The sequence below is a fragment of the Armatimonadota bacterium genome, assembly GCA_031459855.1.
Lineage (GTDB): Bacteria > Sysuimicrobiota > Sysuimicrobiia > Sysuimicrobiales > Humicultoraceae > Fervidifonticultor > Fervidifonticultor primus.
Genome location: JAVKHP010000001.1, coordinates 1,978,041 through 2,000,533 on the forward strand (window position 1 = coordinate 1,978,041; position 22,493 = coordinate 2,000,533).

Sequence of the window (22,493 nt, forward strand, 5' to 3'; positions counted from 1 at the left end):
CGGGCGCGTGCGGGCGCCGTCAGGCGCCCGCCCCGGCCGGCAGCAGCGGCAGCTGCGGCGTGGTTTCCTGGTCGGCCGGCGCGTCGCGGGGCCGGGAGAGCCTTGCGGCCCGCACGCCCAGCAGACGCACGGGCCGGTCGAGGGGCACCCGGCGCAGCAGGTCGACGGCAGTCGCCGCCAGCACGGCGGCGTCGTCGGTGGGCGCGGGCAGGGTGCGCGAGCGCGTCAGCGTGCGGAAGGTGTCGAAGCGCACCTTGAGGGTGACCGTCGCCGCGCGGTAGCCCTCGGCACGCAGGTCCTCGGCCACCTGGCGCGCGAGCGCTGTGACGGCGCGGCGGATCGTCGCGGGCCGGCGCAGGTCGACCTGGAACGTGCGCTCGCGGCTGAGCGAGCGCGGCTCCCAGGCCGTCACCACGGGGCTGTCGTCGTGGCCGCGGGCCACCTCGTACAGGTAGCGGCCGTGGTGCGGCCCGAAGGCCTCCTGCAGGACCTCAAGCGGCAGGGCGGCCAGGTCGGCCACGGTGCGCACCTGGAAGCGCGCGGCCAGGGCCGCCGCGGTCTTGGGGCCCACGCCCCACAGCACCTCCACCGGCAACGGGCCCAGCCGCGTCGGCACCTCGTCCTCGGTGATGACGGTAAGGCCGTCGGGCTTCTGGAGCCCCGAGGCGATCTTGGCGAGCAACTTGTTCGGCCCGACGCCCACCGAGGCGGTGAGGTGAAGGTCGTGCCTGATGCGGTCTTTGATACGCCGTGCGATGACCTCGCCGGGCTCGGGGAGGTCGCTACAGTCGAGGAAGGCCTCGTCCAGGCCCAGCGGCTCGACGCGCGCGCCGGTCTCGCGCAGGATGGCGTGCAGGCGCTCGGAGACCGCGCGGTAGGCGGCGACGTCGACGGGCAGGAAGACGGCGTGGGGACACAGCCGGTAGGCGGTGCGCAGCGGCATGCCGGACCGGATGCCGTAGGGCCGGGCTTCGTAGGACGCGGTGGAGACGACCCCGCGCTGACGCGGGTCGCCGCGCCCGCCGACCACCACGGGCTTGCCCCGCAGCTCGGGCCGCCGCAGCTGCTCGACGGCCGCGAAGAACGCGTCCATGTCCACGTGGAGGATGGTCCGAGCGAGCCTTGGCATCTCCAGGACAGTGTTCGCGGTCCGTGCAGCGCGCCTCCTACGTGCTGGCGCCGCGGACCGCGTGCAACGCGGGGACGGTACCCGCGGCGCGGGATGTGAGACGGCATCCGCCGCGAGGGGAGTGAAGCGATGATCCGGTTCGACGGCAAGGCGATGCTGGTGACGGGCGGCACAGCGGGCCTGGGGCTGGCGACGGCCCGCCTGGCGCGCGCGCTCGGCGCGCAGGTGGCGATCGCCGGGCGCGATGCCGCGCGTGGGGCGGCCGCCGCTGCGGCCCTGGGGCCTGACGTCCTGTTCGTGGCCGCCGACGTGGCCCGCGAGGACGACGTCAGGCGGCTGGTGGAGGAGGTCGGTGCGCGCTTCGGCCGCCTGGACGTGCTGGTGAACAGCGCGGGGATCCTGCGCCGGCGGGCCGTCGACGAGGAGGACGTGGCGGGATGGGACGAAGTGATGGCCGTCAACCTGCGCGGGACGTTCCTGTGCTGCAAATACGCCCTGCCGCTGCTGCGGGCGCGGGGCGGCGCCATCGTGAACATCGCCTCGGTGCTGGCCTTGCGGGCACAGCAGGGGCGCAGCCCCGGCTACGACGCCAGCAAGGCAGGAGTCGTGGCCCTGACCCGGGCTCTGGCAGTGCGCTACGGACCAGACGGCGTGCGCGCCAACGCCGTCTGTCCGGGGTTCGTGGAAACCGAGCTCAACCGCGACGTCTGGGGGACGTGGACGCCGGCGCAGCGTCAGGCCTTCGTGGAGCTCTACCCGCTGCGCCGGCTGGGGACGCCAGACGACGTCGCCGCCGCCGTGCTGTTCCTGGCGTCGGACGCCGCGGCCTGGATCACGGGCGCGACACTGGTGGTCGACGGCGGCCGGTCAGCGTCGTGAGCGACGCCCAGTGCCGCCGGCGCCCGGGCAGGGGTGCTCCGGCGGCGAACCGAAGTGTTTCGGGTCGCGCGCGGCCGGCGCCCGCGGCCGCGGCGTGGTGTGGAGCGTGAACCCGATGCGCGATGTCGTCGTGAGCACCCTCCCCAACGGCCTGCGCGTGCTCGTGCAGGAGGTCCGGACCGCACCGGTGGCCACGTGCTGGGTGTGGTACCGCGTCGGCAGCCGCAACGAGACGCCCGGATGGACTGGCATCTCCCACTGGGTGGAGCACATGCTGTTCAAGGGCACGCCGGCGCATCCCGCCGGCACGCTGACCCGGCTGATCGACCGGCTCGGCGGCCGGTGGAACGCGTTCACCTGGAAGGACTACACCGCCTACTTCGAGGTGCTGCCCGCCGCGCACCTCGAGACCGCGGTGCGCCTGGAGGCCGACCGCATGACCAACACCGTCTTCGACCCCGACGTGGTCGCCGCCGAGCGCACCGTGATCATCGCAGAGCGCGAGGGGCAGGAGAACCTTCCCGTCTACACGCTGCGCGAGGAGGTGGAAGCGCTGGCGTTCAAGGTGCACCCCTACCGCCAGCCGGTCATCGGCTGGAAGACCGACCTGCTGGCGATCACTCGGGACGACCTCTACGCCCACTACCGCGCCTACTACCATCCCGGGAACGCGCTGGTGGTGCTGGTGGGCGACGTGGACGCGGCGCGCGCGCAGGCCATGGTGGCCGAGGCGTTCGGCGGGCTACCCCCGGGTCCGCCGCCGCCCCCCGTGCGCGCGGCCGAACCCGTCCAGGAAGGCGAGCGGCGGGTGGTGCTGCGCCGGCCCGGCGGCGCCACCGCCTACGTGCAGATGGTGTACCACGTGCCCGCAGCTGGTCATCCGGACCTGCCGGCCCTGCTGGTGCTCGACGGCGTGCTCTCGGGGTTTGGGAGCGCCATCCCGTTCGACGGCAACGCCGGCGGGCGCAGCAGCCGCCTGTACCGGGCGCTGGTGGACCGCGGGCTCGCCACCGAGGTGAGCTCGGGCCTGACCCCCAGCATCGACCCCACCCTGCTGCGGATCAGCGCCACCGTGCGGGCCGGCGTGGACCCTGCGGCTGTGGAGGCGGCCATTGACACCGAACTGCGCCGGCTGCAGGACATCCCGCCCGGCGCCGACGAGCTGGCCCGCGTGCGCCGCCAGGCCCAGGCCCAGTTCGTGTACCTGCGCGACGGGGTGTTCCGCCGCGCGCTGGCCCTGGGCGTCTATGCCACGGTCGACCGCGCCGAGCGGCTGTGGGAAGTGGCCGACGGCGTGGCGGCGGTCACGGCCGACGATGTGGCGCGGGTGGCGCGGACCTACCTGACGCCGCTGCGGCGCACCGTGGGATGGTACCTTCCCGACGTTGCCGTTGCGCGCGAGGTGGCGGCCTGATGGCTGTGGCGGCCGCGGCGGTGGTGCGACAGGTGCTGCCCAACGGGCTCACGGCGCTCGTGCGCGCAACGCCGGGAAGCGGGTCGGTCGCCGTGGTGGGCCTCGTGCGCGCCGGTGCGCTCTTCGACCGAGACCGGCCCGGGCTGGCGCGGCTGACCGGGACGGCGCTCGTGCACGGGACGCTGCGCCGCAGCGCCCAGCAGCTCGCCGACGAGCTCGACGGTCTGGGCGCGACCTTGGTGGTCACGCCGGGGCTTGAGGTGACGACGATCAGCGGCCGGGCCCTCCCCGACGATCTTGGGACCTGGCTGGCCCTGGCTGCGGAGGTCCTCATGGAGCCCGCGTTCCCCGCCGACGAGGTGGCGAAGGTGCGCGGCCAGCTCGTGACCACGGCCCGGGTGAACGCCATGGACACGCGCCACGCGGCCGAGCGCCTGTTCCGGCGGCTGGCCTTTCCCCCGGATCACCCGCACAGCCAGCCGCCCGACGGCGACGAGGCGGTGCTGGCGGCGCTGGGGCCCGACGACCTGCGCGCGTTCCACCGCCGGCACGTGACCCCCAACGCCACGACGCTGGTCATCGTCGGTGACGTGGACCCCGACCGCGCGGCCGACCTGGTGGCCGCGCGCTTTACGGCGTGGCCGGCCGGCGACCCCTGGACGCTGCCGCCGGTCCCAACGTCCGCGCCGCCTGCAGCGCCCCGGCGCCAGGAGGTGACGCTCCCCGGCAAGACCCAGGCCGACCTGGTGCTGGGCACGGTCGGCACGAGCCGCACCGCCCCCGACTACTACCCGACGATGATGGCCAACCTGCTGCTGGGACAGCTCGGCATGATGGGGCGCATCGGCCAGGAGGTGCGCGAGCGCCAGGGGATGGCGTACTACGCCTTCAGCGACCTGCGCGCGGGCTTGCTGGCGGGCCCGTGGTGGGTCCGGGCGGGCGTCAATCCCGCACACCTGGAGCGCGCCGTGGAGGCGATCCTGCACGAGATCTCCGGGCTCGCCCGCGACGGCCCGACGGCGGACGAGCTGGCCGACGCCCGCGCCTACCTGGTGGGCTCGCTGGCGGTACGCCTGGAGACCAACCAGGGGCTCGCGCAGGCCTTGGCCGAGATCGAGTTGTACGGCCTCGGCCTGGACTACCTGGAACGCTACCCGGCCATCGTGGCGGGCATCACCCGTGACGCGGTCGTCGAGGCCGCGCGCCGCTTCCCCACCGACGCCTACACGCTGGCGATCGCCGCGCCGGAGCGCTCGTGATGCGCATCGGCATCCTGGGGGGTACGGGAGACCTGGGCTGCGGGCTTGCCCTGCGCCTGGGGGCCGCCGGACATGAGGTGGTGCTCGGCTCGCGCTCTGCGGCGCGAGGCCAGGAGGTGGCCGCACGTCTGGGCCAGCCCCTGGTGCATGGCGCCGCCAACGCCGAGGCCGCACGCGACGGCGACGTGGTGATCGTAGCGTGTCCCCACGAGGGCCACGCGGCCCTGGTCGCCGACCTGGCGCCGCTGCTGGCCGGCAAGGTCGTGGTGGACGCGGTCGTGCCCCTGGGCGCCGGCCTGACCTATGCGCCTCCACCCGACGGCTCGTGCGCCCAGGAGGCGCAGCGGCTGGCACCCGACGCGAAGGTCGTCGCCGCGTTCCACTCCGTCTCTGCGCGCTTGCTCGCCGAGGTCGGCCGCCCGCTCGACCAGGACGTGCTGCTCTGCGGGAACGACGATGCGGCCCGGGCCGTCGTGCTGGACCTCGTCGCGTCCATCGGGGCGCGCGGCGTGGACGCCGGGGACCTGCGGTGGGCGCCGACGCTCGAGGCGCTGGCCGTGCTGGTCATCAACCTGAACGTCCGCTACGGCCGACGGCACCTGGGGATTCGCATCGCGCACCTGCCGGCGGACGCCCGGCCCCGGGTGCGGCCGGCGCGGCCCGCGCCATGAAGACCGTGCTGGCGTGGGCGCCCGAGCCGTTCCCCGACATCCGGCCGGGCGACGACCTGCTGGCCGCCGTCGTGGCGGCGCTGCGCGGCGCGGGCCTGGTACCCACAGACGGCGACGTCGTCGTGGTGGCCCACAAGGTCGTCTCGAAGGCCGAAGGGCGCGTGGTCGACCTGCGCCGCGTGACCCCGTCGGCGCAGGCGCTGGCCCTGGCCGAGGCGGCGAAGAAGGACCCGCGGCTGGTGGAGGTCATCCTCGCGGAGTCCAAAGCGGTCCGCCGCGTGCGGCCGGGGCTGATCATCGCGGAGCACCGGCTGGGCTTCGTGTGCGCCAACGCCGGCGTCGACCATTCCAACGTCGGCCTGGGGGACGACGTGGTGGCCCTGCTCCCGGCCGACCCGGACGCCTCGGCCGCACGCCTGCGGGCCGGGCTCCAGGAGGCGTTCGGCGCCGACGTGGCCGTCATCGTCAACGACAGCCACGGTCGGCCGTTCCGGCAGGGGACGACGGGGACCGCCCTCGGGGCCGCGGGCCTGCGCGTGCTGCGCTCGTACGTGGGGGAAGAGGATCGGTATGGCTACGTCCTGCGGGTCTCCATGGAGGCGGTGGCGGACGAGTACGCGGCACTGGCGAACCTCCTGCAGGGACAGGCCGCCGAGGGCACACCGCTGGTGCTGATCCGCGGGCTCGACCACCGCGGCGCGGGTCGGGCGGCCGAGCTGATGCGGCCCGAGGAGGAGGACCTGTTCCGGTAGGGGCGCCCGGGCCCGCGCGACGGCCCCGCGCGACAGCTCCAAGAGGGGGAGCACACCTGTGAAGATCGCGTCCATCAAGACCTACACCCTGTCGGCCTCGCTGGAGCGGCCGCTGCTCTTTGGCATCGGCGCGTTCGGCACGTTCACGGCCACCCTGGTGGAGGTCCGCACCGACGAGGGCCACGTGGGGTGGGGCGAGGCGATCGCCCGCAAGGCGCCCGAGGTGGTGACCACGGTCATCCACCGGCTGCTGGCCCCGCTGCTGCTGGGCCGCGATCCGCGCGATCTCGAGGGGCTGTGGGACCTGCAGTTCGAGCAGCTGCGGCGCTGGGGGCACTCCCGGGGGTTCGTCCTCGAGGCGCTGAGCGGCATCGACATCGCGCTCCACGACCTGCTGGCGCGCGCAGCCGGCCTGCCCCTGTACAAGTTCCTGGGCGGGGCCGGGCGGACCACGGTGGCCTGCTACGCGTCGTCGGTCTACTTCGCGCCGATCGACCAGATGGCCGCCGAGGCCGCCGCCCAGGTCGCGGGCGGGCATGTGGCGATCAAGGTCAAGATCGGCCGGCCGCCGGAGCTCGGCGGCCTGCGCGCCGACATCGCCTCGGTACGCGCCGTGCGCGAGGCGGTTGGGCCCGCGGTGGAGATCATGCTGGATGCCAACGGCGCCTACGACGCGGCCACCGCGGTCCGGGTCGCCCGGCAGCTCGAACCGCTGGACATCGCCTGGCTGGAGGAGCCCGTGCCCCCGGACGACGTCTCGGGCTACGCGCTGCTGCGCCAGCACACGGCGATCCCGCTGGCCTGCGGGGAGTCGGAGTTCGGCGTCTTCGGCTTCCGCGACCTGATCGAGCGGCGGGCGATCGACATCCTGCAGCCCGAGATCGCGCGCATCGGCGGGTTCGTCGGCGCCCGGCGGGCCGCGGCGCTGGCCCACGCCTACAACCTGCGGATCGCGCCGCATACCGGCTTCTCCGGCGGCGTCGCGCACCTGGCGGCGCTGCACCTGGCCGCCGCGCTGCCCAACGTCGCCACCTACGAGTACTTCTACGCGCCCAACGCCCTGCGGGACCTGTTCGTGCACCCCTTCCCGGCGCCGCAGCACGGCACGGTGGCCCTGCCGACCGCCCCGGGTCTGGGGTTGGACCTGGACTGGGACCGCGTCCGCCGCTACGAGGTGCCCCTGACAGCGCACACGTCGAGCCGATGATCGTCATCGTCACCGGCATCTCGGGCACCGGCAAGCTCCGTGACGCCGGCGGGGCGCCGGGCTACATAGCGCGGGTGGTCGACGAGGGCAACCAGCGCATCCAGCAGGAGCTGCGGGCCGGGCGCTGGATCTGGCCGATCCGCCGCCTGCGCTACGTCGACCTGGGCGGGCGCATGCTCGAGCGCGCCCGTGACCTGGGGCTGGACGTGCGCACCGAGACGATCCTCGACATGGCGCCCGAGGCCCTCCAGGAGCTGCGGGCCGTGGTCTTCACCGAGGTCGTCAACGACCCCGCGCTGTGGGAGCCCGACCTGTGCACCATCCTCGTGACCCACGCCTGTTTCTGGTGGAAGGGACACCTGATCCCCGGCCTCGACACCTACTACCTGAAGGTGCTGTTCGACGAGACCCGGCGGCGCCAGCCCGCCGAGGAAGGCGCGGTGCAGGAGGTGCTCCCGGGGCTGCGCCTGGCCCCACCCGTGCGGCCCGAGGGGATCTTCTACGTCACGGTGATCGACAGCATCTACCAGATCCACCGCCGCCTGGAAGAGACCGAGCAGTGGCGCGGCAAGCTGGAGGCGAGCGACCTGATCGCCTGGCAGGAGCAGGAGGTCTTCGTCTCCAAGATGTTCGCCGCCTACGAGCGCGTGCCGCACTACCTGGTGGCGCACGACGAGCCGATCTGGACCCTCTTCGACCTCATCTGCAAAAAAAGGCGCCGCGTCTACCTAGGCTACCCCATCACCAACCTGCGCCGCGAGGGCCAGACCGCCCTGATCGCCCTGGCCCGCCAGTTCGGGGAACGCCTGCGCCGCCACTTCGTCGTGTTCGACCCGCTCTCGGTGAAGGACGAGGAGGCGGCGGCGTTCGGCCAGCTCGACGACGCGGAGTTCGCCCGGCAGTTCTCGGCCGAGCAGCGCGCCGAGCTCGAAGCCTGGGCCGGGTCCCTGGCGCAGTTGCGGCGCTGGGCGCAGCGCCTCGACGACCGCACCCGCCTGGCCCTGGGCCGGGCCACCGTCGTGCGGGACCTGCGCCTGATCGACCAGTCCGAGCTCAACGTCGTCTTCTACCCGACCACCCAGATGTCGTTCGGCGTGCTCTCGGAGATGATCCACGCCCACACCACGGGGAAGAAGGTGTACGTCCTCTACCCGTTCAAGAGCATCTCGCCGTTTCTGGAGTTCTACGCCACGGCGGTGCTGAACCCGGGACCCGACGAGCCCGACCCCCAGACCCCCGACGAGGTGGCGGCGTTCATGGGCCGTGCGGCCGACCGGCTGCTGGACCTGCTGCTGGCCGAGGAGGGGCAGGGGGCGGTACGGGGTACGTAGGGCCCGGACCAGGAGCGGGCACACCTGCGCACGCGCTGCCGGACGGCACGTCCGTCGCCATACCCGAGCCATCACGAAGAACAGGAGGGTGGCCAGGGCGAACCGCAAGCTCGCGCCGAAGAACGGCGCAAGTTCCCTGTTGCTCCAACTGACGGCGATGAAGTTCGCGCCCCCGATCACCATGGCAACGACGAACGCCGCGTAGGTTCTGCTCTTGAGCGTCCGGTGCATGGGCTCCCCGCCTTCTCCCAGCGATGCGGATGTGTGGCACCGACGCAAGGCCCTGACCGTCCTCGTCTACCGCCGGCGCCGCAAGAGCGCGGACTTGGCCCGAGCTACCGGCGAACACGCTGGCAAAGGCTCGCTCCTCCGTTCGGCAGGAGGGCGAGGTTGCGCCCTGCAGCAGTTCCACGTTGGAGCGCCGAATGATGGCCACAGGTGTTTCGGTGGGCGCTGGCGTTCCTCCTGGTGGTACGTGTCGACGTTCCTCCTGTGGGTGGGTTGGGCAGTCCTGATGGAGATCGCGTGGCACGTCCTGCGCTCCAGGTCCACCGTGCGCGGGGCGCCTAGTCCTCCTGGCCTGCGTTGAGACGGCGAAACCGTTCGATCTGTGCCGGCAATCCGACCACCGTCACGCGGTCCCCGGGTATCAATACCGCGTCCGGCGGAGGGTTCCAGTGCTCGGGCTCTCCCGCACGCTCGATGCAGACCACGGTGACGCCGGTGCGCTCGCGGATCCGCGCCCGCCGCAAGGTCTGGTGGGCGAGCGGCCCGTCGACGATGGCGACCTGCGCGGCGCCCGGGAGCGTCACGCCAGCGGGGACCTCGGCCGGTGGGGTTCCGGGCCGGTCCACCTCGCGCATGCGCCGCAGGTACGCCCGCACGTCCGGGGACGGGATGGCCAGCCGGTGCAGCGCGTGGTCCACCAGGGTCAGGCCGGCCTCCACCTCCGGCAGGATGACCTCGGTGGCCCCGGCGGACAGCAGCAGCGCCCGCTCGTCGTAGGAGTGGCCGCGGGCGAGCACGGCGGCCTCGGCGCGGAGCGCCCGTAGCCGGGCCAGTGCCAGCGCGCCCTTGACGGCGTCTGGGATCGCCAGCACCACCAGTTTGGCCTGCGCGGCGCCGGCCTGACGCAGCGCCATCTCGTTGGCCGCGTCCCCGAGCACCGCCGGGATGCCTCGATCCCGCAGCGCGCGGACGACCGTGGGGTTGAGGTCCACCACGGCGAACGACAGGCCGAAGCTCTCGAGCGCCTCGCCGACGGCGCTGCCCACCCGGCCGTAGCCCACGATCACGGCCGCCGGCGCCGGGGCCGTCGGAGCCGTCTCGACCGCCGGCGCCCAGCGGTCGGTCCAGCGCTCCAGCGGCCTGCTGCGCCGAAAGACCAGCGCGTTGACCAGCAGCGTGATCAGCGAGGCCGCCAGGATCGCGCTGTAGGTCCGGGCCGAGAGCAGCCCCACCTGCCGGCCGAGCTGCGCGATCACGAACGAGAACTCGCCGATCTGGGTCTGGCCCAGGCCCACGGCCAGGGCCACCGGGGGCGGCGAGCCAAACCCCAGCGCTACGGTGGTCCAGACGACGGCCTTGACCACCATGACCACCACCACCATCAGGAGCAGCAGGCCCGGGTCGTCCACCAGCGCCCGGACGTCGACCAGCATCCCCACGGACACGAAGAAGACGGCCACGAAGAGGTCGCGCAGCGGCAGCAGCCGGGCCAGGGTCTCGGTGGCATAGTCGGATTCGCTGATCACCAGCCCGGCCAGAAACGCGCCCAGGGCGAGGGTGAGCCCCAGGCCCGCGGAGAGCGCGGCGGTGCCCGCCGCGATGGCCACCGCCACCAGGACGAGCAGCTCCGGGTTCTGGCTGTGGGCGATCCACCCCAGCATCGTCGGCACGATCCGGTTCGCCAGGAGGAAGAACGGCACGAGCACGGCGGCGCCCCGTACCAGGGCCCAGCCGAGGTCCTGCGCGGGGACCGGGCCGCCTGCCGCCATGGCCGGGAGCAGGAAGATCACCGCCACCACGGCCAGGTCCTGGGCCAGCGAGATGCCGATCGAGGCGTGTCCCACCGGGCCCTGGAGGTCGCCGCGATCGGCCAGCAGCCGCGCCAGGGCCATGGTGCTGCAGACCGCCAGCGCCAGCCCGGTGACGACGGCCTCGCCCGCGGGATAGCCGCGGCCCGTCAGCGCCCAGGCGGTCAGGCCCACCACCGCGGCCATCCCCAGCGGCGCGCCCGCGACGGCCAGGGCCCGCACGCGCCACAGCTCGCGCAGCGAGAACTCGATCCCCAGCGCGAACATGAGTAGGACCACCCCGAACTCCGCGAAGAGACGGAACGTGTCCGGGGCGCCGACCGTTGGGCCCAGGAGCACCGTCACCGCCAGCCCGCCGGCGATGTACCCCAGGAACGTGGGCTGACGCACCATCTGCGCGAACCCGCCCCCGGCCACGGCCGCGGTCAGCAGGAGGGCGAGATCCCGGAAGAGGGTGCTCTCACCCATGCGCGATGGGGGAGGGCGCGTGCGGTCCTGCACGAGGACAGGGTGCGGTCCCGCGATGGTGCCGTGGTGATCCTGCCTGGGGCACTAGCAGATCCCCCCAGCAGCCCGGATCGCGGCGCGCAGCTCGGCTACGTCCACCGCGCGGGGCGGGACGCCGCGGCGTACCGCCAGGGCCGCCGCGGTTCCGGCGGCCTGCCCGGTGGCGTAGCAGGTGGGGATCACGCGCGTGGAGCCAAAGGCGATGTGGTCCACGGAGATGCACCGCCCGGCCACCAGCAGCTGCTCCGTGGCCTTGGGCACCAGCGCCCGGTAGGGGATGTCGTAGAACGGCGCCTGCACCTGCTCGAGCCGTGTACGGGTGCCTGTGGGGTCGTGGATGTCGATCAGGTACGAGCCCCGGGCCACGGCGTCGGGGAAGCGGCGGCCCTCGCGCACGTCGTCTCCGGTGAGGACGTACTCGCCGACGATCCGGCGCGTCTCGCGCACGCCCAGCTGCGTCCCCATCTCGAGCAAGCGCGCCTGCGCGAAGCCCTGGCAGTGCCGGCGGATGAACTGCACCAGCCACCACGCCTGCCGGCGGCCCTCGAGTTCGCCCTGGGTGAGGCTGCGGGGGTCGGTGCCGTCGACGCCCAGCACCCGTGAGACGTTGACGCGCCAGACGCCCGGTTCGGGCTCGCGGTAGAAGTTCAGGTACTCGCGGGGCAGCGTCCACTCGCCGCGGGCCTTGGCGTCCTGCACGACGCACTCGTACATGCGCTCGCCGGGGTGCACCCGCGCGTGCTCGGCGACCCAGGCCGCCACCGCCTCGTCGTCCACGCCGCCCAACCGGAAGAACATCGTGGCGGGCTGCATGCGCCCGTCCTCGGGGCGGCCCTTCATGTACTCCGCGCCGGCGGCCGCGGCCACGTCGCCGTCGGCCGAGCAGTCGACGACGGCCTGCGCGCGGACGATCCCCAGGCCCGCCTTGTTCACCACTACCACGCCGCGCACGCGGTCGCCGTCGCGCAGCGTGTCCACGAACGTCGTATGGAAGAGCAGCTCCACGCCGGCCTCGACCAGCAGCTCCTGCGCGGCCAGCTTGAGGGCCTCGGGGTGGAACGGCGTCACGTGGGCGTGGCCGATGGCGATGTAGGCGCCCCACCAGCCGGCCTCGCGCACCTCGCCCGGGTCGACGGCGCCGCCCAGGGCGAGCATCCGGTCGACGACCTCGCGGAAGATGCCGCCCACCACCGGCTGGTGGCCCTCGGTCGTGTACGAGGTCATGAAGGGGCCCACCAGGCCCGCGGTGGAGGTCCCGCCCAGGAACCCGTAGCGCTCCACCAACAGCGTGCGGGCGCCGGTGCGGGCGGCGGCGGCGGCCGCCGCGATGCCCGCCGATCCGCCGCCCACGACCAGGACCTCGGGGGTAGCGATCACCGGGACGGTCCAACTGAGGCGTTCGGTCTCCATTGCGCGTGCGCTCCTCGCCGGGGACAGGATGCGTACCGCACCTATTTCACCACAGGCGGGGGGTGCGTGCACGGGAGCGCGGGCCGGCAGGGGGTGGCTTGACGCCCCGTGCCCAGTTCCCCACAGGCGGAGATCGTGCGCACGTGGGACCGCTGCTGGCGCACGGTGGAGGGCTCGCGTCGTTGCCTGCGCCAGGGGCCCAGACCGCGTCTCCGGATCCCGTGGCGGCCGTCGCGGTCGGGCCGCGGCGGCGTGGGGCGATCACGAGGACATCTGCGCGGGTGCCGTCGAACCTGCCTGCAGTCAGGCGCAGTACCGAGCCACGAGACGGCGAGGGGGCTGCGCAGCCACGCTCCGTGGGTCACACGGGCAGGGCGGGGCGAGCCAGTCAGCAGCGAGGAGGCGAGATGCTGCGCATCGATCCCTGTGCGAACGTGACCGAGGCCGACTGCCGGGCACGGCGCGGGCACAAGTGGACCAAGTACGGCGACGACGTGCTGCCCGCCTGGGTGGCGGACATGGACTTCCCGGCGCCCGAGCCGGTGCGCGAGGTGTTGCGGTGGAGCGCTGAGCGGTCCGCGCTGGGCTACGAACGCCCCGAAGACACCCAGGAGGTGTACGATGCGGCGGCCGCGTGGCTGGCCGCCCGGCACGGCTGGGCGCCGGCGCCCGACGCCATGACCATGCTCACCGACGTCATCCAGGGCCTCGCGCTGGCCCTGTTCGCCTTCACCGAGCCCGGCGACGGCGTCATCGTCCAGACCCCCATCTACCCGCCGTTCCTGACCACGGTGGCAGCCATGGGCCGTCGGCTGCTGGACAACCCGCTGCGTGACCCCTGTGGCGAGGCCGCCGTCGACGTGGAGGGGTTGCGCCGTGTGGCCGCCGACCCCGGGGCGAAGCTCCTGCTGCTGTGCAACCCGCACAACCCCACGGGCCGCGTCTTCCGCCGCGACGAACTCGAGGCTATCGCCGCGGTGGCCCTGGAGCGCGACCTGGTGGTGGTGGCCGACGAGATCTGGATGGACGTGGTCTATCCCGGCGCGCGGCACCTCCCGTTCGCCTCGCTGGGCGCCGACGTGGCCGCGCGCACGCTGACGCTGCTCTCGGCCACCAAGGCGTTCAACATCGCGGGGGTGCGCTGCGCGCTGGCGATCTTCGGCAGCCCGGCGCTGCGCGTCCGATTCGAGGTCCTGCCCCCGCGCCTGCGCGGGGTCCCCAGCGTGCTGGGGCTGCGGGCCACGGCCGCGGCCTGGCGGGAGGGCGGCCCGTGGCTGGCGGCCGTGCTCGAGCAACTCGACGCGAACCGGCAGACGGTGGCGCGGTTCGTGCGCGAGCGACTCCCCGCCGTGCGGCACCGCACGCCCGAGGGCACCTACCTGGCCTGGCTGGACTGCACGGCGCTGGGGCTACCGGCTCCTGCGGCGGCGTTCTTCCTCGAGCGTGCGCGCGTCGCACTGAGCGACGGCGCGGAGTTCGGGGGGCCGCCCTCGTGCGTCCGGTTGAACTTCGCCACGACGCCGGCGTTGCTGGGCGAGCTCCTGGAGCGGATGGCGCGGGCGGTGGACCGGTAGGGCCAGCAAGTGTGCAGCTGTTAAGCGGGCGTACTGGCTCGGTAGCTCCGAAACACAGGGGGCTTGGGAAGACTTCCTGGCGAACCTCGCCTGCCGCGGGGATGAGTTGCAGCGCCTATGGCCACCAGGGCTCCCCGGTCTCGGCCGCGCCGACGGACATGAAGAGAACGAGAACGCCGTCGGCGAGCGCCCACACGGTCACCAGGAGCAGGAGCGTCGCGAGCGTCGCAGCGGGCTGGGCAAAGGCGAGCGCACCGTGTAGGAACACGAAGCTCATGCGACCGCAAGACGCCGTGATCGCATCCGTCGTCCGCTCTTGGATGGTACGCCGCTAGGCCACTTCTCCCAGTAGCACCTTGACGACCTGCATCGCGCGAGGGTGTTTCTCCATAGAGGTTCTAACGTCTCTGACTGTAGCCCACCACCTAAGTCGAGTCCTGCATCATGCGCAGGAAGGCCTCCACCACCCGCGGATCCAGTTCCGTGCCAGCCTGCTCGGCGATGTGCGCCAGGGCGCGGGGCCGGCTCCAGGCCGGGCGGTAGGGGCGCTCGGACGTCAGGGCGTCGAACGTATCGACCACGGCGAAGATGCGCGCCGCCAGCGGAATGTCCTCGCCCTTCAGCCCGCGCGGATAGCCGGTTCCATCCCACTTCTCGTGATGGCAGTACGGGATGTCCAACGCCGGCCTCAGGAACTCGATGGGCGAGAGTAGGTCGTAGGCCATCTGGGGGTGCTGTCGCATCACAGCCCACTCGTCGTCGTTCAGGGGGCCCGGCTTCATCAGGATGGCGTCAGGGACGCCCATCTTACCGATGTCGTGCAACAGCGCCCCACGGCGCATGTGGGGCAGGTCCTCCTCGCGAACCCCAAGGGCCCTCGCCAGTTGCAGGGCCATGTCGGTGACCCGTCGGGTGTGGTCGTGGGTCTCCCGGTGGCGCAGATCCAACGCGCGGGCCCACCCCTCGATGGTGGCGTCGTAGGCCACGGTCAGCTCCAGGCTGGACCGTTGGGCGCGCTCGAAGAGTTGGGCGTTGTCGATGGCGATGGCGCCCTGGCCGGCCAGCGCGTCCAACAGGTCCAGCCACTCGGCGTCGGGGGTGAAGGGCGCCCGGTGAAACCCCTCCAAGACCCCTTTGATCTCCGCCTTGGCGACGAGCGGCACCGCGAAGTGCGTCTGGAATCCTTCCACGTCCAGCAGCGCCGTCTTGGTGTAGGCCGGCGCCTGCGTCGGGTGCGTGACGATCACCCTCTGTTTCTCAAGGGCCGCGCGGCCGGCCACGCCCTCTCCGAACCGCAGCCGGCCTCCCGCATACGCGCGCGTCCGGAACCCCCGGCTTGCCGCCGGTTCCAGCAGGTTGAGGCGGGGCTGCGCCAGCAACACCCCGGCGGCGTCCAGGCGAAGCTGGATCACGGCCTGATCCAGCAGGATGTCCAACGTCAGGCGGAGGTCGAGACTGCCGCTGATGGCCCGGTCCACGGTGCGCAGCGCCTGCAGGTGGGCTAGCCGGCGGAGGGTCTCCTCGTGCAGGCGCATCCGGCGCAACGCGGCGCCGGCCATCTCGGCCAGAGCCAGCAGAAGCGCCATCTCCTCGGTCGTCACCTCCCTGGGGCGCGGAACCGCCACGAACAGGACACCGACCACCTCGGCCTCGACGCGGATCGGGACGCACGCACCACCCCACCCCGGCGGCACCCCGGTCACGGTGGCGCTCAAAGGGTCGCGGGCGAACTCCGGGCTCCGGTGAGGTGCACCGGTGGCAAAGACCGTGCCGGCGATGCCTTCGCCGGGCCGCAGCGGCGCATCGTGCAGCCCCGCAAACCATCCGCGGGTCACCGCGCTGCGCAGGTGTCCGGCGGCACGGTCGTAGAGCGAGACGGCCCCGCTGTCCGTCTCCAGGATGGCCAGGGTCTCGTCCAGGAGGATGGGCAGGGCGGCGTCCGTGGTGTCCGCCGTGCGGAGGGCAAACGACACCCGGAGGAGAGCCTCCAACTCGGCCAATCGCCGTTCCTGCCGCTCTTGAGCTCGCCTGCGGTCTGTGATGTCGAAGCCGGTGGCGAGTCCCGCCGGCTGGCCCTCCCAATCGATCAGGCCAGCGGTGAAGTCCACCCAGCGCTCTTCGCCATCCTTGCACACGATCTTGAACTCGTACCGCTCCGGGACGTTCTCCCCGCGCTGTCGGGCCAGGCCGCGGTCGCGCACCAGGTCCTGGAACTCCGGGTGCACCACATCCCAGAATCGCTGGCCCAGCAGTTCGTCAAACGAGTATCCGGTGAGCACCTGGGCGGCGCGGTTGGCGTAGACCACACGCTCGCCCTGGTAGATGACGATGGCGGTTGACGTGATGTCCGCCAGACGGCGGAACCACTCCTCGCGCTCGCGCAGCTGCTGCTCGATGCGCCGACGGTCGGTGACGTCCTCGATGGCCAGCAGGATCATGGGGGCCTTCTGACCGCGGCGGAACATGCGTCTGGCGTTGAGCAGCATGGTCCGGCGGCCGATGTGAGGGAAGTCGTGCACGACCTCGAAGTCGTCGAACGACGTGTTGAGGGGAAGGATCTCCTCCAGTAGCCGCCGCAGGGCGGGAATGTCCCACTGTCGGTTCCCCAGCTCGTAGAGCCGCCGCCCCTCTGTTTCGGCGGGCGTCGTCTGGAAGACCCGGTAGAACGCCCGGTTGGCGGTCAGGACGCAGAGCTCGGGGTCCAGGACGAGCAGCGGCTCGCGGATCGTAGCCACGATCGCCCCGGCCAGCCCGCGACCGCCACCTGGGATCCGTCTTCCCGATTCGGTCACTGGCGCGCCTCCTGGTGGGAGGTGGGAGAGGGGAATGTTCAGAGCGTCGTGGGCGGAGATTCCTGACCCCGCCGGCGGACCAGCCCCCGGTCCCTGAGGCACACCAATAATCATTAATTAGTTACCATGAATAGCACACCTGCGGCAAGGTGAGGGCAATGCCGGGGAAAGCACCCCAGCAGTCATTGGGCCACCATCACCTGGGAGAGATGAGTTCGCCCGACTGGAGGGTCACGGATGCGGCCGTTAGGCTGATGCGCCCGGCTCCCACGGGTGGTCGGGGTGGTGCGTGAACCGGGGCTGAAGTTGCCGACCCCGCACACCCAGGCGCTCTGCGTACTGCTGGGCGATGATCAGCTCCAGCAGCAGGCCCCACTTCGCGGCCTCGGTCTGCGGGGGCGGTTTGCTGGGCCCTAACTTGTCCAGCCAGGCGTCGTGGGAGTCTTCCAGGGGGAAAGCCCGCAACGCGCCGTGTGTCCAGGACACCCCCGCGCGGTGCCAGCCGGCATTGCGCAATAGACGCACCTCAGTATCCGAAGCGTGGGTCCAGGTAGTCACGCAGCGCGTCGCCGAACGCCCCCGCGGCCAGCACCGCCAGGGTCATCACGCCGCCGGGGATGGTGGCGATCCACCAGGCGTTCTGGAGGTAGTCACGCCCCTGGCTGATCGTCACGCCCCACGACGGCAGCGGGTGGGGGATGCCCAGGCCCAGGAACGAGAGGGCGGCTTCGGCCAGCATCTGCAGCGCGATCTGCAGGGTGGCCAGGATCACCAGCGGGGTCAGGATGTTCCGGAGGAGGTGGCGGCCCATGATGCGGGCGTGGCTGGCGCCCAGCGCCCGTGCCGCCTCCACGAACTCCTTCTCGCGCAGCGCGAGGGTCGAGCCGCGGGCCAGCCGGGCGAAGACCGCCCACCGGATGACCGACAGGGTGAGGATGACGTTGGGCACCGAGGGGCCCAGCATGGCCGCCATGAGGATGGCCAGCAGCAGCGGCGGGATGGCCAGCTGCACGTCGACCAGCGCCATCAGCACCGTGTCGGTCGTCCCCCCGGTGTAGCCCGCCACCAGGCCCAGGGCCGTGCCCACCACACCGGCGATGCCCACGGTGCTGGCGGCGACGAGCATCGAGACCCGCGCGCCGTGCACCACCTGCCCGAGCAGGTCGCGACCCAGCTGGTCGGTGCCAAACCACGCGATACTACCGTCGGGCAGCCGGGCGAGCGGCGGGTGCAGCCGCGCGTCCAGGCGCACGCTCAGCGGATTGTAGGGCACGGCCGCCGGGCCGACGAGCCCCGCCACCGCCGCAAGCAGCAGCAGCGCACCGGTGAGCACCACGCGCCGCCCCTTGCGGGTCGTCCACAGCCGGCGGCGGGGACGCGCGGCGTCGCGCGCCTCGGCGTCGGCAGCCGCGCGTCGGCGACCCGCGCGGGCGGACGCGCCACCCGGTGCAGGTCCTGGTGCGGCTGCGGTGGGAGCGGTCGGCGCGGCGGGGCCTGCCGCAGCGTCCGACGCAGGACGCTCCGCCGGACGTCCGGCAGCTGCCGTGGGGTCGGGGGGCGTGGTGCGGTGGAGCGAGGTCACGTGTAGCGGATGCGCGGGTCGAGGTAGGCGTAGACCAGGTCGACCAGGAGGTTGAGCGCCACCACCGCCAGCGCGGCGAACGTCACCGCGGCCTGCACCACCGGGTAGTCGCGGTTGTTGATGGCGGTCACGATCAGCCGGCCCAGGCCCGGCCAGGCGAAGACCGTCTCCAGCACGACCACGCCGCCCAGCAGCGCCCCCAGCTGCAGGCCCAGCATCGTGACCACCGGGATGAGCATGTTGCGGTAGACGTGCCGCACGAGCACCGCCGGCTCCGCCAGCCCTTTGGCCCGGGCGGTGCGCACGAACTCCTGGCCCAGCGTCTCCAGCAGCCCGGCCCGGACGAGCCGGGTCATGACGCCGATCAGCTGCACCGAGAGCGTGATGGTGGGCAGCACCAGGTGCCAGACGGTGCCGCGCCCAAACGACGGCAGCCAGTGCAGCATGCGGGCGAAGACGATGATGAGCACCAGCCCCAGCCAGAAGTTCGGCACGGCCTGGCCGACCAGCGAGAACACGCCGATGGCACGGTCCACGGGCGTCTGCACCCGGCGCGCGGCCGCAGACCCCAGCACGAAGCTGACCACGGTGGTGAGCGCGATCGCCGCGGCGGCCAGCTCGAGCGTGGCGGGCAGTCGCTCTACCACCATGGCAAAGGCCTGACGGCCCTCATGGTAGGACCGGCCCCAGTCGCCCGCGACCGCCTGGCGCAGGAAGAGGAGGTACTGGACCGCCAGCGGCCGATCCAGGCCCATCTTCGCCCGCTGCTCGGCCACCAGGTCGGGGGTCGCGAACGTCCCCAGCAGCACCGCTGCCGGATCGCCGGGAATCACGCGGACGACCAGGAAGATGGCGGTGAGCACGCCCCAGACGACCAGCGTGGCGGCGAGGAGCCGGCGCAGCAGGTAGGTGCCCATGGAGGCCGGGGACGGGGGCGGGCGCGGCGATGCCGCGCCCGCCCCCCAGGCGCGTGGCCCTACGGCGTCACCGAGACCTCCGAGAGCGTGAAGATCTCACTGGGCGGCAGCTTGAAGCCCTGGACGCGCGTGCGGTAGGCGTAGCTCTCCAGCGCCTCGAAGAGGAACACCGCCGGCCCGTCGGTCCAGAGGATCTCCTGCACCCGCCTGTACAGCTCGCACCGGCGGTCGAGGTCCACCGTGGCCGCGGCCTGTTCCAGCAGCCGGTCGACCTCCGGGTTGGCGTAGCCGGTGCGCCGCGCCCGCGAGTGGTACAGGCGCCCCAGCGTGTAGTCGGCGTCGCCGGTGACGGCACCGGTGCCCAGCAGGTTCAGGTCCCAGTTGAGCTTGAGCAGGTCGTCCAGCCAGATGGCCCGCGGCTGCAGCGTGTTCTTCACCCGGATCCCTACCAGGGCCAGCTGGCCCGTGATGGCATCGGCGACCTCGCGCTCCTTGGGCAGCGCGTCGTTCCACTTCAGTTCGGTCTCGAACCCCCCGGGGTAGCCCGCCTCGGCCAGCAGCTTGCGGGCCAGCGGCGTGTTGAAGCCATGGAGGGGGAACTCCACGGCGCACAGGACGTTGGCCGCGATCGGGCCCCGCGCCGGCTTGGCGATGCCCGCCAGCAACGAGCTGGTGATGGCGGGGATGTTCAGGGCGTGTCGGAGGGCCTGCCGGACCTTGGGGTGGTCGAAGGGCTTGCGGGTCGGATTGATCCACAGGAAGCGTGTGTAGTAGGTGGGGCCGATCTCGATCTTGATCTGCGCGTTGCCGCGCAGGCGCTTGATCTCCTCCGGGGTGAGCTGGACGGTCATGTCGATCTCGCCGGTCTCCAGCGCCGTGACCCGCGCCGACAGCTCGGGGATGTCCACGAAGACCAGCCGCTGCAGTTTCGGGATCCCGCGCTGCCAGTAGGCGGGGTTGGCCTCCAGCACCACGCGCGTGTCGCGCACGAACTCCACGAACCGGAACGGCCCGGTGCCCACCGGCCGTTCGGCGAACGCCGGCGTGGGCGGCGTGCCAGCCGGCACGATGTAGAGCATCGTCAGGTTGGACAGCAGCGTCCCCATGGGTCCTTGCGTCCGGATCACCACCCGGTAGGAGTCGGGGGTCTCCACCGCCGTCACCGGGGTGAACAGCGGGGTGAGGGGGCCGCGCAGGGCGACCACCCGCTCCAGCGACGTCTTCACCGCGGCGGCGGTGAACTCGCTGCCGTCGTGGAAGCGTACGCCGCGGCGCAGCTGGAACTCCCACGTGGTGGGATCGACGATCCGCCAGCGCTCGGCCAGCGCGGGCTGGAACTTCTTGGCCGCCGGGTCCCAGGTCACCAGGGTGTCGTAGAGGTGACGGCCGAGAATGATTGAGATGCGCTCAGCGGCGGCAGGGCCGTGGGCGTCGAGGGAGACCACCCGCTGGGGGTAGGCGATGCGCAGCGTCCCCGGCGGGGCCGCGGGACCAGCGGGCGCGCCGCCCGCAGCCGCCAGGATCACCACCACCACCAGGGCGACGGCACTGCGACCAGCGGTTACCAGGTTCACCATGCACCTCCGTGATCTGCGCTCGATGTCCGTAGTCCGCGCTCGATCGAGTCACCGCGTGACTCCACGTTCATCGTACCCGCCGGCACCCGCGAGCGTCTACCGGCAGGACGCGCGCAGCCGTCTTGGGAATCGCTGCCCCGCGATGCAGTTGGGGCTGACGGCGGCGTTGTGCGCCGCCCGTCCCGGTCCGGACCTGCGCACGCGGATCCTCCATGACACCTCAGCGGTCCTGTTCGGCGCGTGGTGCCCGGGGGACGTGCCGGTCGACGCGGTCCGGGCGCACGTCGCGGAGCTCACGCGGCTCGCCCGGCGCGAGTGGTCCGAGGCCGCCATCGAGGCGCCGGTGGTGCTGGAGGCGGCGCGGGCGGGGTCCCAGGATTGCTAGAATAGAGGCCGGTACCATGCCTGCGAACCTGACGCCAGAGTACCTGGCCGCCGACCGGAAGTTCAAAGAGGCCACCACGCTCCAGGCCAAGCTCGCGGCGCTGGAAGAGATGCTGGCGGTGATCCCCAAGCACAAGGGGACCGAGAAGATGCAGGCCGACCTCAAGCGCCGCATCGCCAAGCTGCGCCAGGAAGCCCAGCGCCGGCGCGGTGCCGCCCGGGCCCGACCCTTCTACCACGTCGACCGTGAGGGGGCCGGCCAGCTCGTCCTCGTGGGCGGGCCGAACGTCGGCAAGTCGTCGCTCCTGGCGGCGCTCACCAACGCCCAGCCCGAGATCGCCGACTACCCCTTCACGACACGGGTGCCGCTGGCCGGGATGACGGCGTTCGAGGACGTGCCGATCCAGCTGGTCGATCTGCCGCCCGTGAGTCCCGAGATGACCGAGGGCTGGCTGTACGCGCTGATCCGCGGCGCCGACGGCGCGCTGGTGGTGGTCGACCTGGCCGACCCCGACCTGCTGTCGTCCACCGAGCAGGTGCTGGCGCTGCTGGCGGCTGGCGGCGTCGAGATTACACCGCCGGGGACACCGCGCGGCCCGCGGCAGACGCCAGGGCTGTTCGTCGCGGCCAAGCTCGACGCGCCCGGTGCCCGGGACGCTCTGGAGATCTTCAAGGAGTTCTACGCTGCCCGCCTGCCGGTGCTCCCTGTCTCCGCCCAGCAGGACGTGAACCTCGGCGAGCTGCGCCGCGAGATGTTCCGGCTGCTGGGCAAGATCCGGGTCTACAGCAAGAAGCCCGGCAAGAAGCCAGACCTCGACGTGCCCTTCATCCTCCCGCAGGGGACCACCGTCCAGGAAGCGGCGGGCGCCGTCCACAAGGACTTCGCAGAACGCCTGCGCTACGCGCGCCTGTGGCGGGCCGGCGAGTACGACGGCCAGATGGTCGGCCGCGACCACGTGCTGCGCGACCGCGACATCCTCGAACTCCACATGTGAGCGGCAGGATGCGCCGGCTCCCGGGCCAGCCGGCGATCCGCGGGCAGCCACCGGGGCGTTCCGTGCAGGGATGGCCA

19 protein-coding genes are annotated in these 22,493 nt (G+C 72.5%); 10 read left to right on the plus strand and 9 right to left on the minus strand.

Going from position 1 to position 22,493, the window contains the following annotated elements; translation table 11 throughout:
- Positions 1-19: 19 nt before the first annotated feature.
- Positions 20-1,129 carry a DNA polymerase IV gene (locus QN157_09010; protein ID MDR7555734.1) on the minus strand — a complete coding sequence of 370 codons (1,110 nt, stop codon included), beginning with the start codon at positions 1,127-1,129 and terminating at the stop codon, positions 20-22.
- Positions 1,130-1,258: 129 nt separating this feature from the next.
- On the opposite strand from QN157_09010, the gene QN157_09015 reads away from it, so the two are divergent.
- From QN157_09015 to QN157_09045, 7 genes are all read left to right on the plus strand, one after another.
- The gene (locus tag QN157_09015; protein MDR7555735.1) at positions 1,259-2,008 is read left to right on the plus strand and encodes an SDR family NAD(P)-dependent oxidoreductase; all 750 of its coding nucleotides are present in this window, start codon (positions 1,259-1,261) and stop codon (positions 2,006-2,008) included.
- Between the two features lie 115 nt (positions 2,009-2,123).
- Entirely contained in the window at positions 2,124-3,422 is a 1,299-nt protein-coding gene (locus tag QN157_09020) for a pitrilysin family protein (protein MDR7555736.1), read from the plus strand.
- Entirely contained in the window at positions 3,422-4,681 is a 1,260-nt protein-coding gene (locus tag QN157_09025) for a pitrilysin family protein (GenBank protein ID MDR7555737.1), read from the plus strand. The genes QN157_09020 and QN157_09025 overlap by 1 nt, the downstream gene beginning before the upstream one ends.
- Complete coding sequence (gene npdG / locus QN157_09030) at positions 4,681-5,352, plus strand: NADPH-dependent F420 reductase (protein MDR7555738.1); 672 nt, start codon at positions 4,681-4,683, stop codon at positions 5,350-5,352. Before QN157_09025 ends, npdG begins: the two co-directional genes overlap by 1 nt.
- Positions 5,349-6,104 (plus strand): coenzyme F420-0:L-glutamate ligase, encoded by a 756-nt coding sequence (gene cofE / locus QN157_09035; GenBank protein ID MDR7555739.1) that lies wholly within the window; start codon positions 5,349-5,351, stop codon positions 6,102-6,104. Before npdG ends, cofE begins: the two co-directional genes overlap by 4 nt.
- A gap of 58 nt (positions 6,105-6,162) precedes the next feature.
- Entirely contained in the window at positions 6,163-7,311 is a 1,149-nt protein-coding gene (locus QN157_09040) for a mandelate racemase/muconate lactonizing enzyme family protein (protein ID MDR7555740.1), read from the plus strand.
- A complete protein-coding gene (locus QN157_09045; protein MDR7555741.1) occupies positions 7,308-8,642 on the plus strand; it encodes a hypothetical protein in 1,335 nt (444 codons plus the stop codon). The genes QN157_09040 and QN157_09045 overlap by 4 nt, the downstream gene beginning before the upstream one ends.
- A gap of 566 nt (positions 8,643-9,208) precedes the next feature.
- Here QN157_09045 and QN157_09050 read toward each other — a convergent pair.
- Together QN157_09050 and QN157_09055 are read right to left on the minus strand one after the other, a co-directional pair.
- Positions 9,209-11,146, minus strand: a complete 1,938-nt coding sequence (locus tag QN157_09050) for a cation:proton antiporter (GenBank protein ID MDR7555742.1) — start codon at positions 11,144-11,146, stop codon at positions 9,209-9,211.
- Between the two features lie 84 nt (positions 11,147-11,230).
- Positions 11,231-12,595 (minus strand): FAD-dependent oxidoreductase, encoded by a 1,365-nt coding sequence (locus QN157_09055; GenBank protein MDR7555743.1) that lies wholly within the window; start codon positions 12,593-12,595, stop codon positions 11,231-11,233.
- 407 nt (positions 12,596-13,002) lie between these two features.
- Here QN157_09055 and QN157_09060 point away from each other — a divergent pair, with 407 nt between their 5' ends.
- Entirely contained in the window at positions 13,003-14,169 is a 1,167-nt protein-coding gene (locus tag QN157_09060; GenBank protein MDR7555744.1) for a PatB family C-S lyase, read from the plus strand.
- A gap of 115 nt (positions 14,170-14,284) precedes the next feature.
- Here QN157_09060 and QN157_09065 read toward each other — a convergent pair whose 3' ends face one another.
- The 6 genes from QN157_09065 to QN157_09090 form a co-directional block, all read right to left on the minus strand.
- A complete protein-coding gene (locus QN157_09065; protein ID MDR7555745.1) occupies positions 14,285-14,446 on the minus strand; it encodes a hypothetical protein in 162 nt (53 codons plus the stop codon).
- A gap of 148 nt (positions 14,447-14,594) precedes the next feature.
- The gene (locus QN157_09070) at positions 14,595-16,961 is read right to left on the minus strand and encodes a PAS domain S-box protein (protein MDR7555746.1); all 2,367 of its coding nucleotides are present in this window, start codon (positions 16,959-16,961) and stop codon (positions 14,595-14,597) included.
- A gap of 246 nt (positions 16,962-17,207) precedes the next feature.
- Positions 17,208-17,447 carry a hypothetical protein gene (locus QN157_09075; GenBank protein MDR7555747.1) on the minus strand — a complete coding sequence of 80 codons (240 nt, stop codon included), beginning with the start codon at positions 17,445-17,447 and terminating at the stop codon, positions 17,208-17,210.
- Between the two features lie 40 nt (positions 17,448-17,487).
- On the minus strand, positions 17,488-18,297 hold the full coding sequence (locus QN157_09080) for an ABC transporter permease (protein MDR7555748.1): 810 nt from the start codon (positions 18,295-18,297) through the stop codon (positions 17,488-17,490).
- A gap of 242 nt (positions 18,298-18,539) precedes the next feature.
- Positions 18,540-19,460, minus strand: a complete 921-nt coding sequence (locus tag QN157_09085) for an ABC transporter permease (protein MDR7555749.1) — start codon at positions 19,458-19,460, stop codon at positions 18,540-18,542.
- A 59-nt stretch (positions 19,461-19,519) separates the two neighbouring features.
- Complete coding sequence (locus QN157_09090; protein MDR7555750.1) at positions 19,520-21,037, minus strand: ABC transporter substrate-binding protein; 1,518 nt, start codon at positions 21,035-21,037, stop codon at positions 19,520-19,522.
- A 142-nt stretch (positions 21,038-21,179) separates the two neighbouring features.
- Between QN157_09090 and QN157_09095 the strand changes: the two genes are divergently transcribed.
- Positions 21,180-21,422: a hypothetical protein gene (locus QN157_09095; protein MDR7555751.1), complete on the plus strand. Its 243-nt coding sequence runs from the start codon at positions 21,180-21,182 to the stop codon at positions 21,420-21,422.
- Positions 21,423-21,438: 16 nt separating this feature from the next.
- Entirely contained in the window at positions 21,439-22,416 is a 978-nt protein-coding gene (locus QN157_09100) for a GTPase (GenBank protein MDR7555752.1), read from the plus strand.
- Positions 22,417-22,493: the final 77 nt, after the last annotated feature.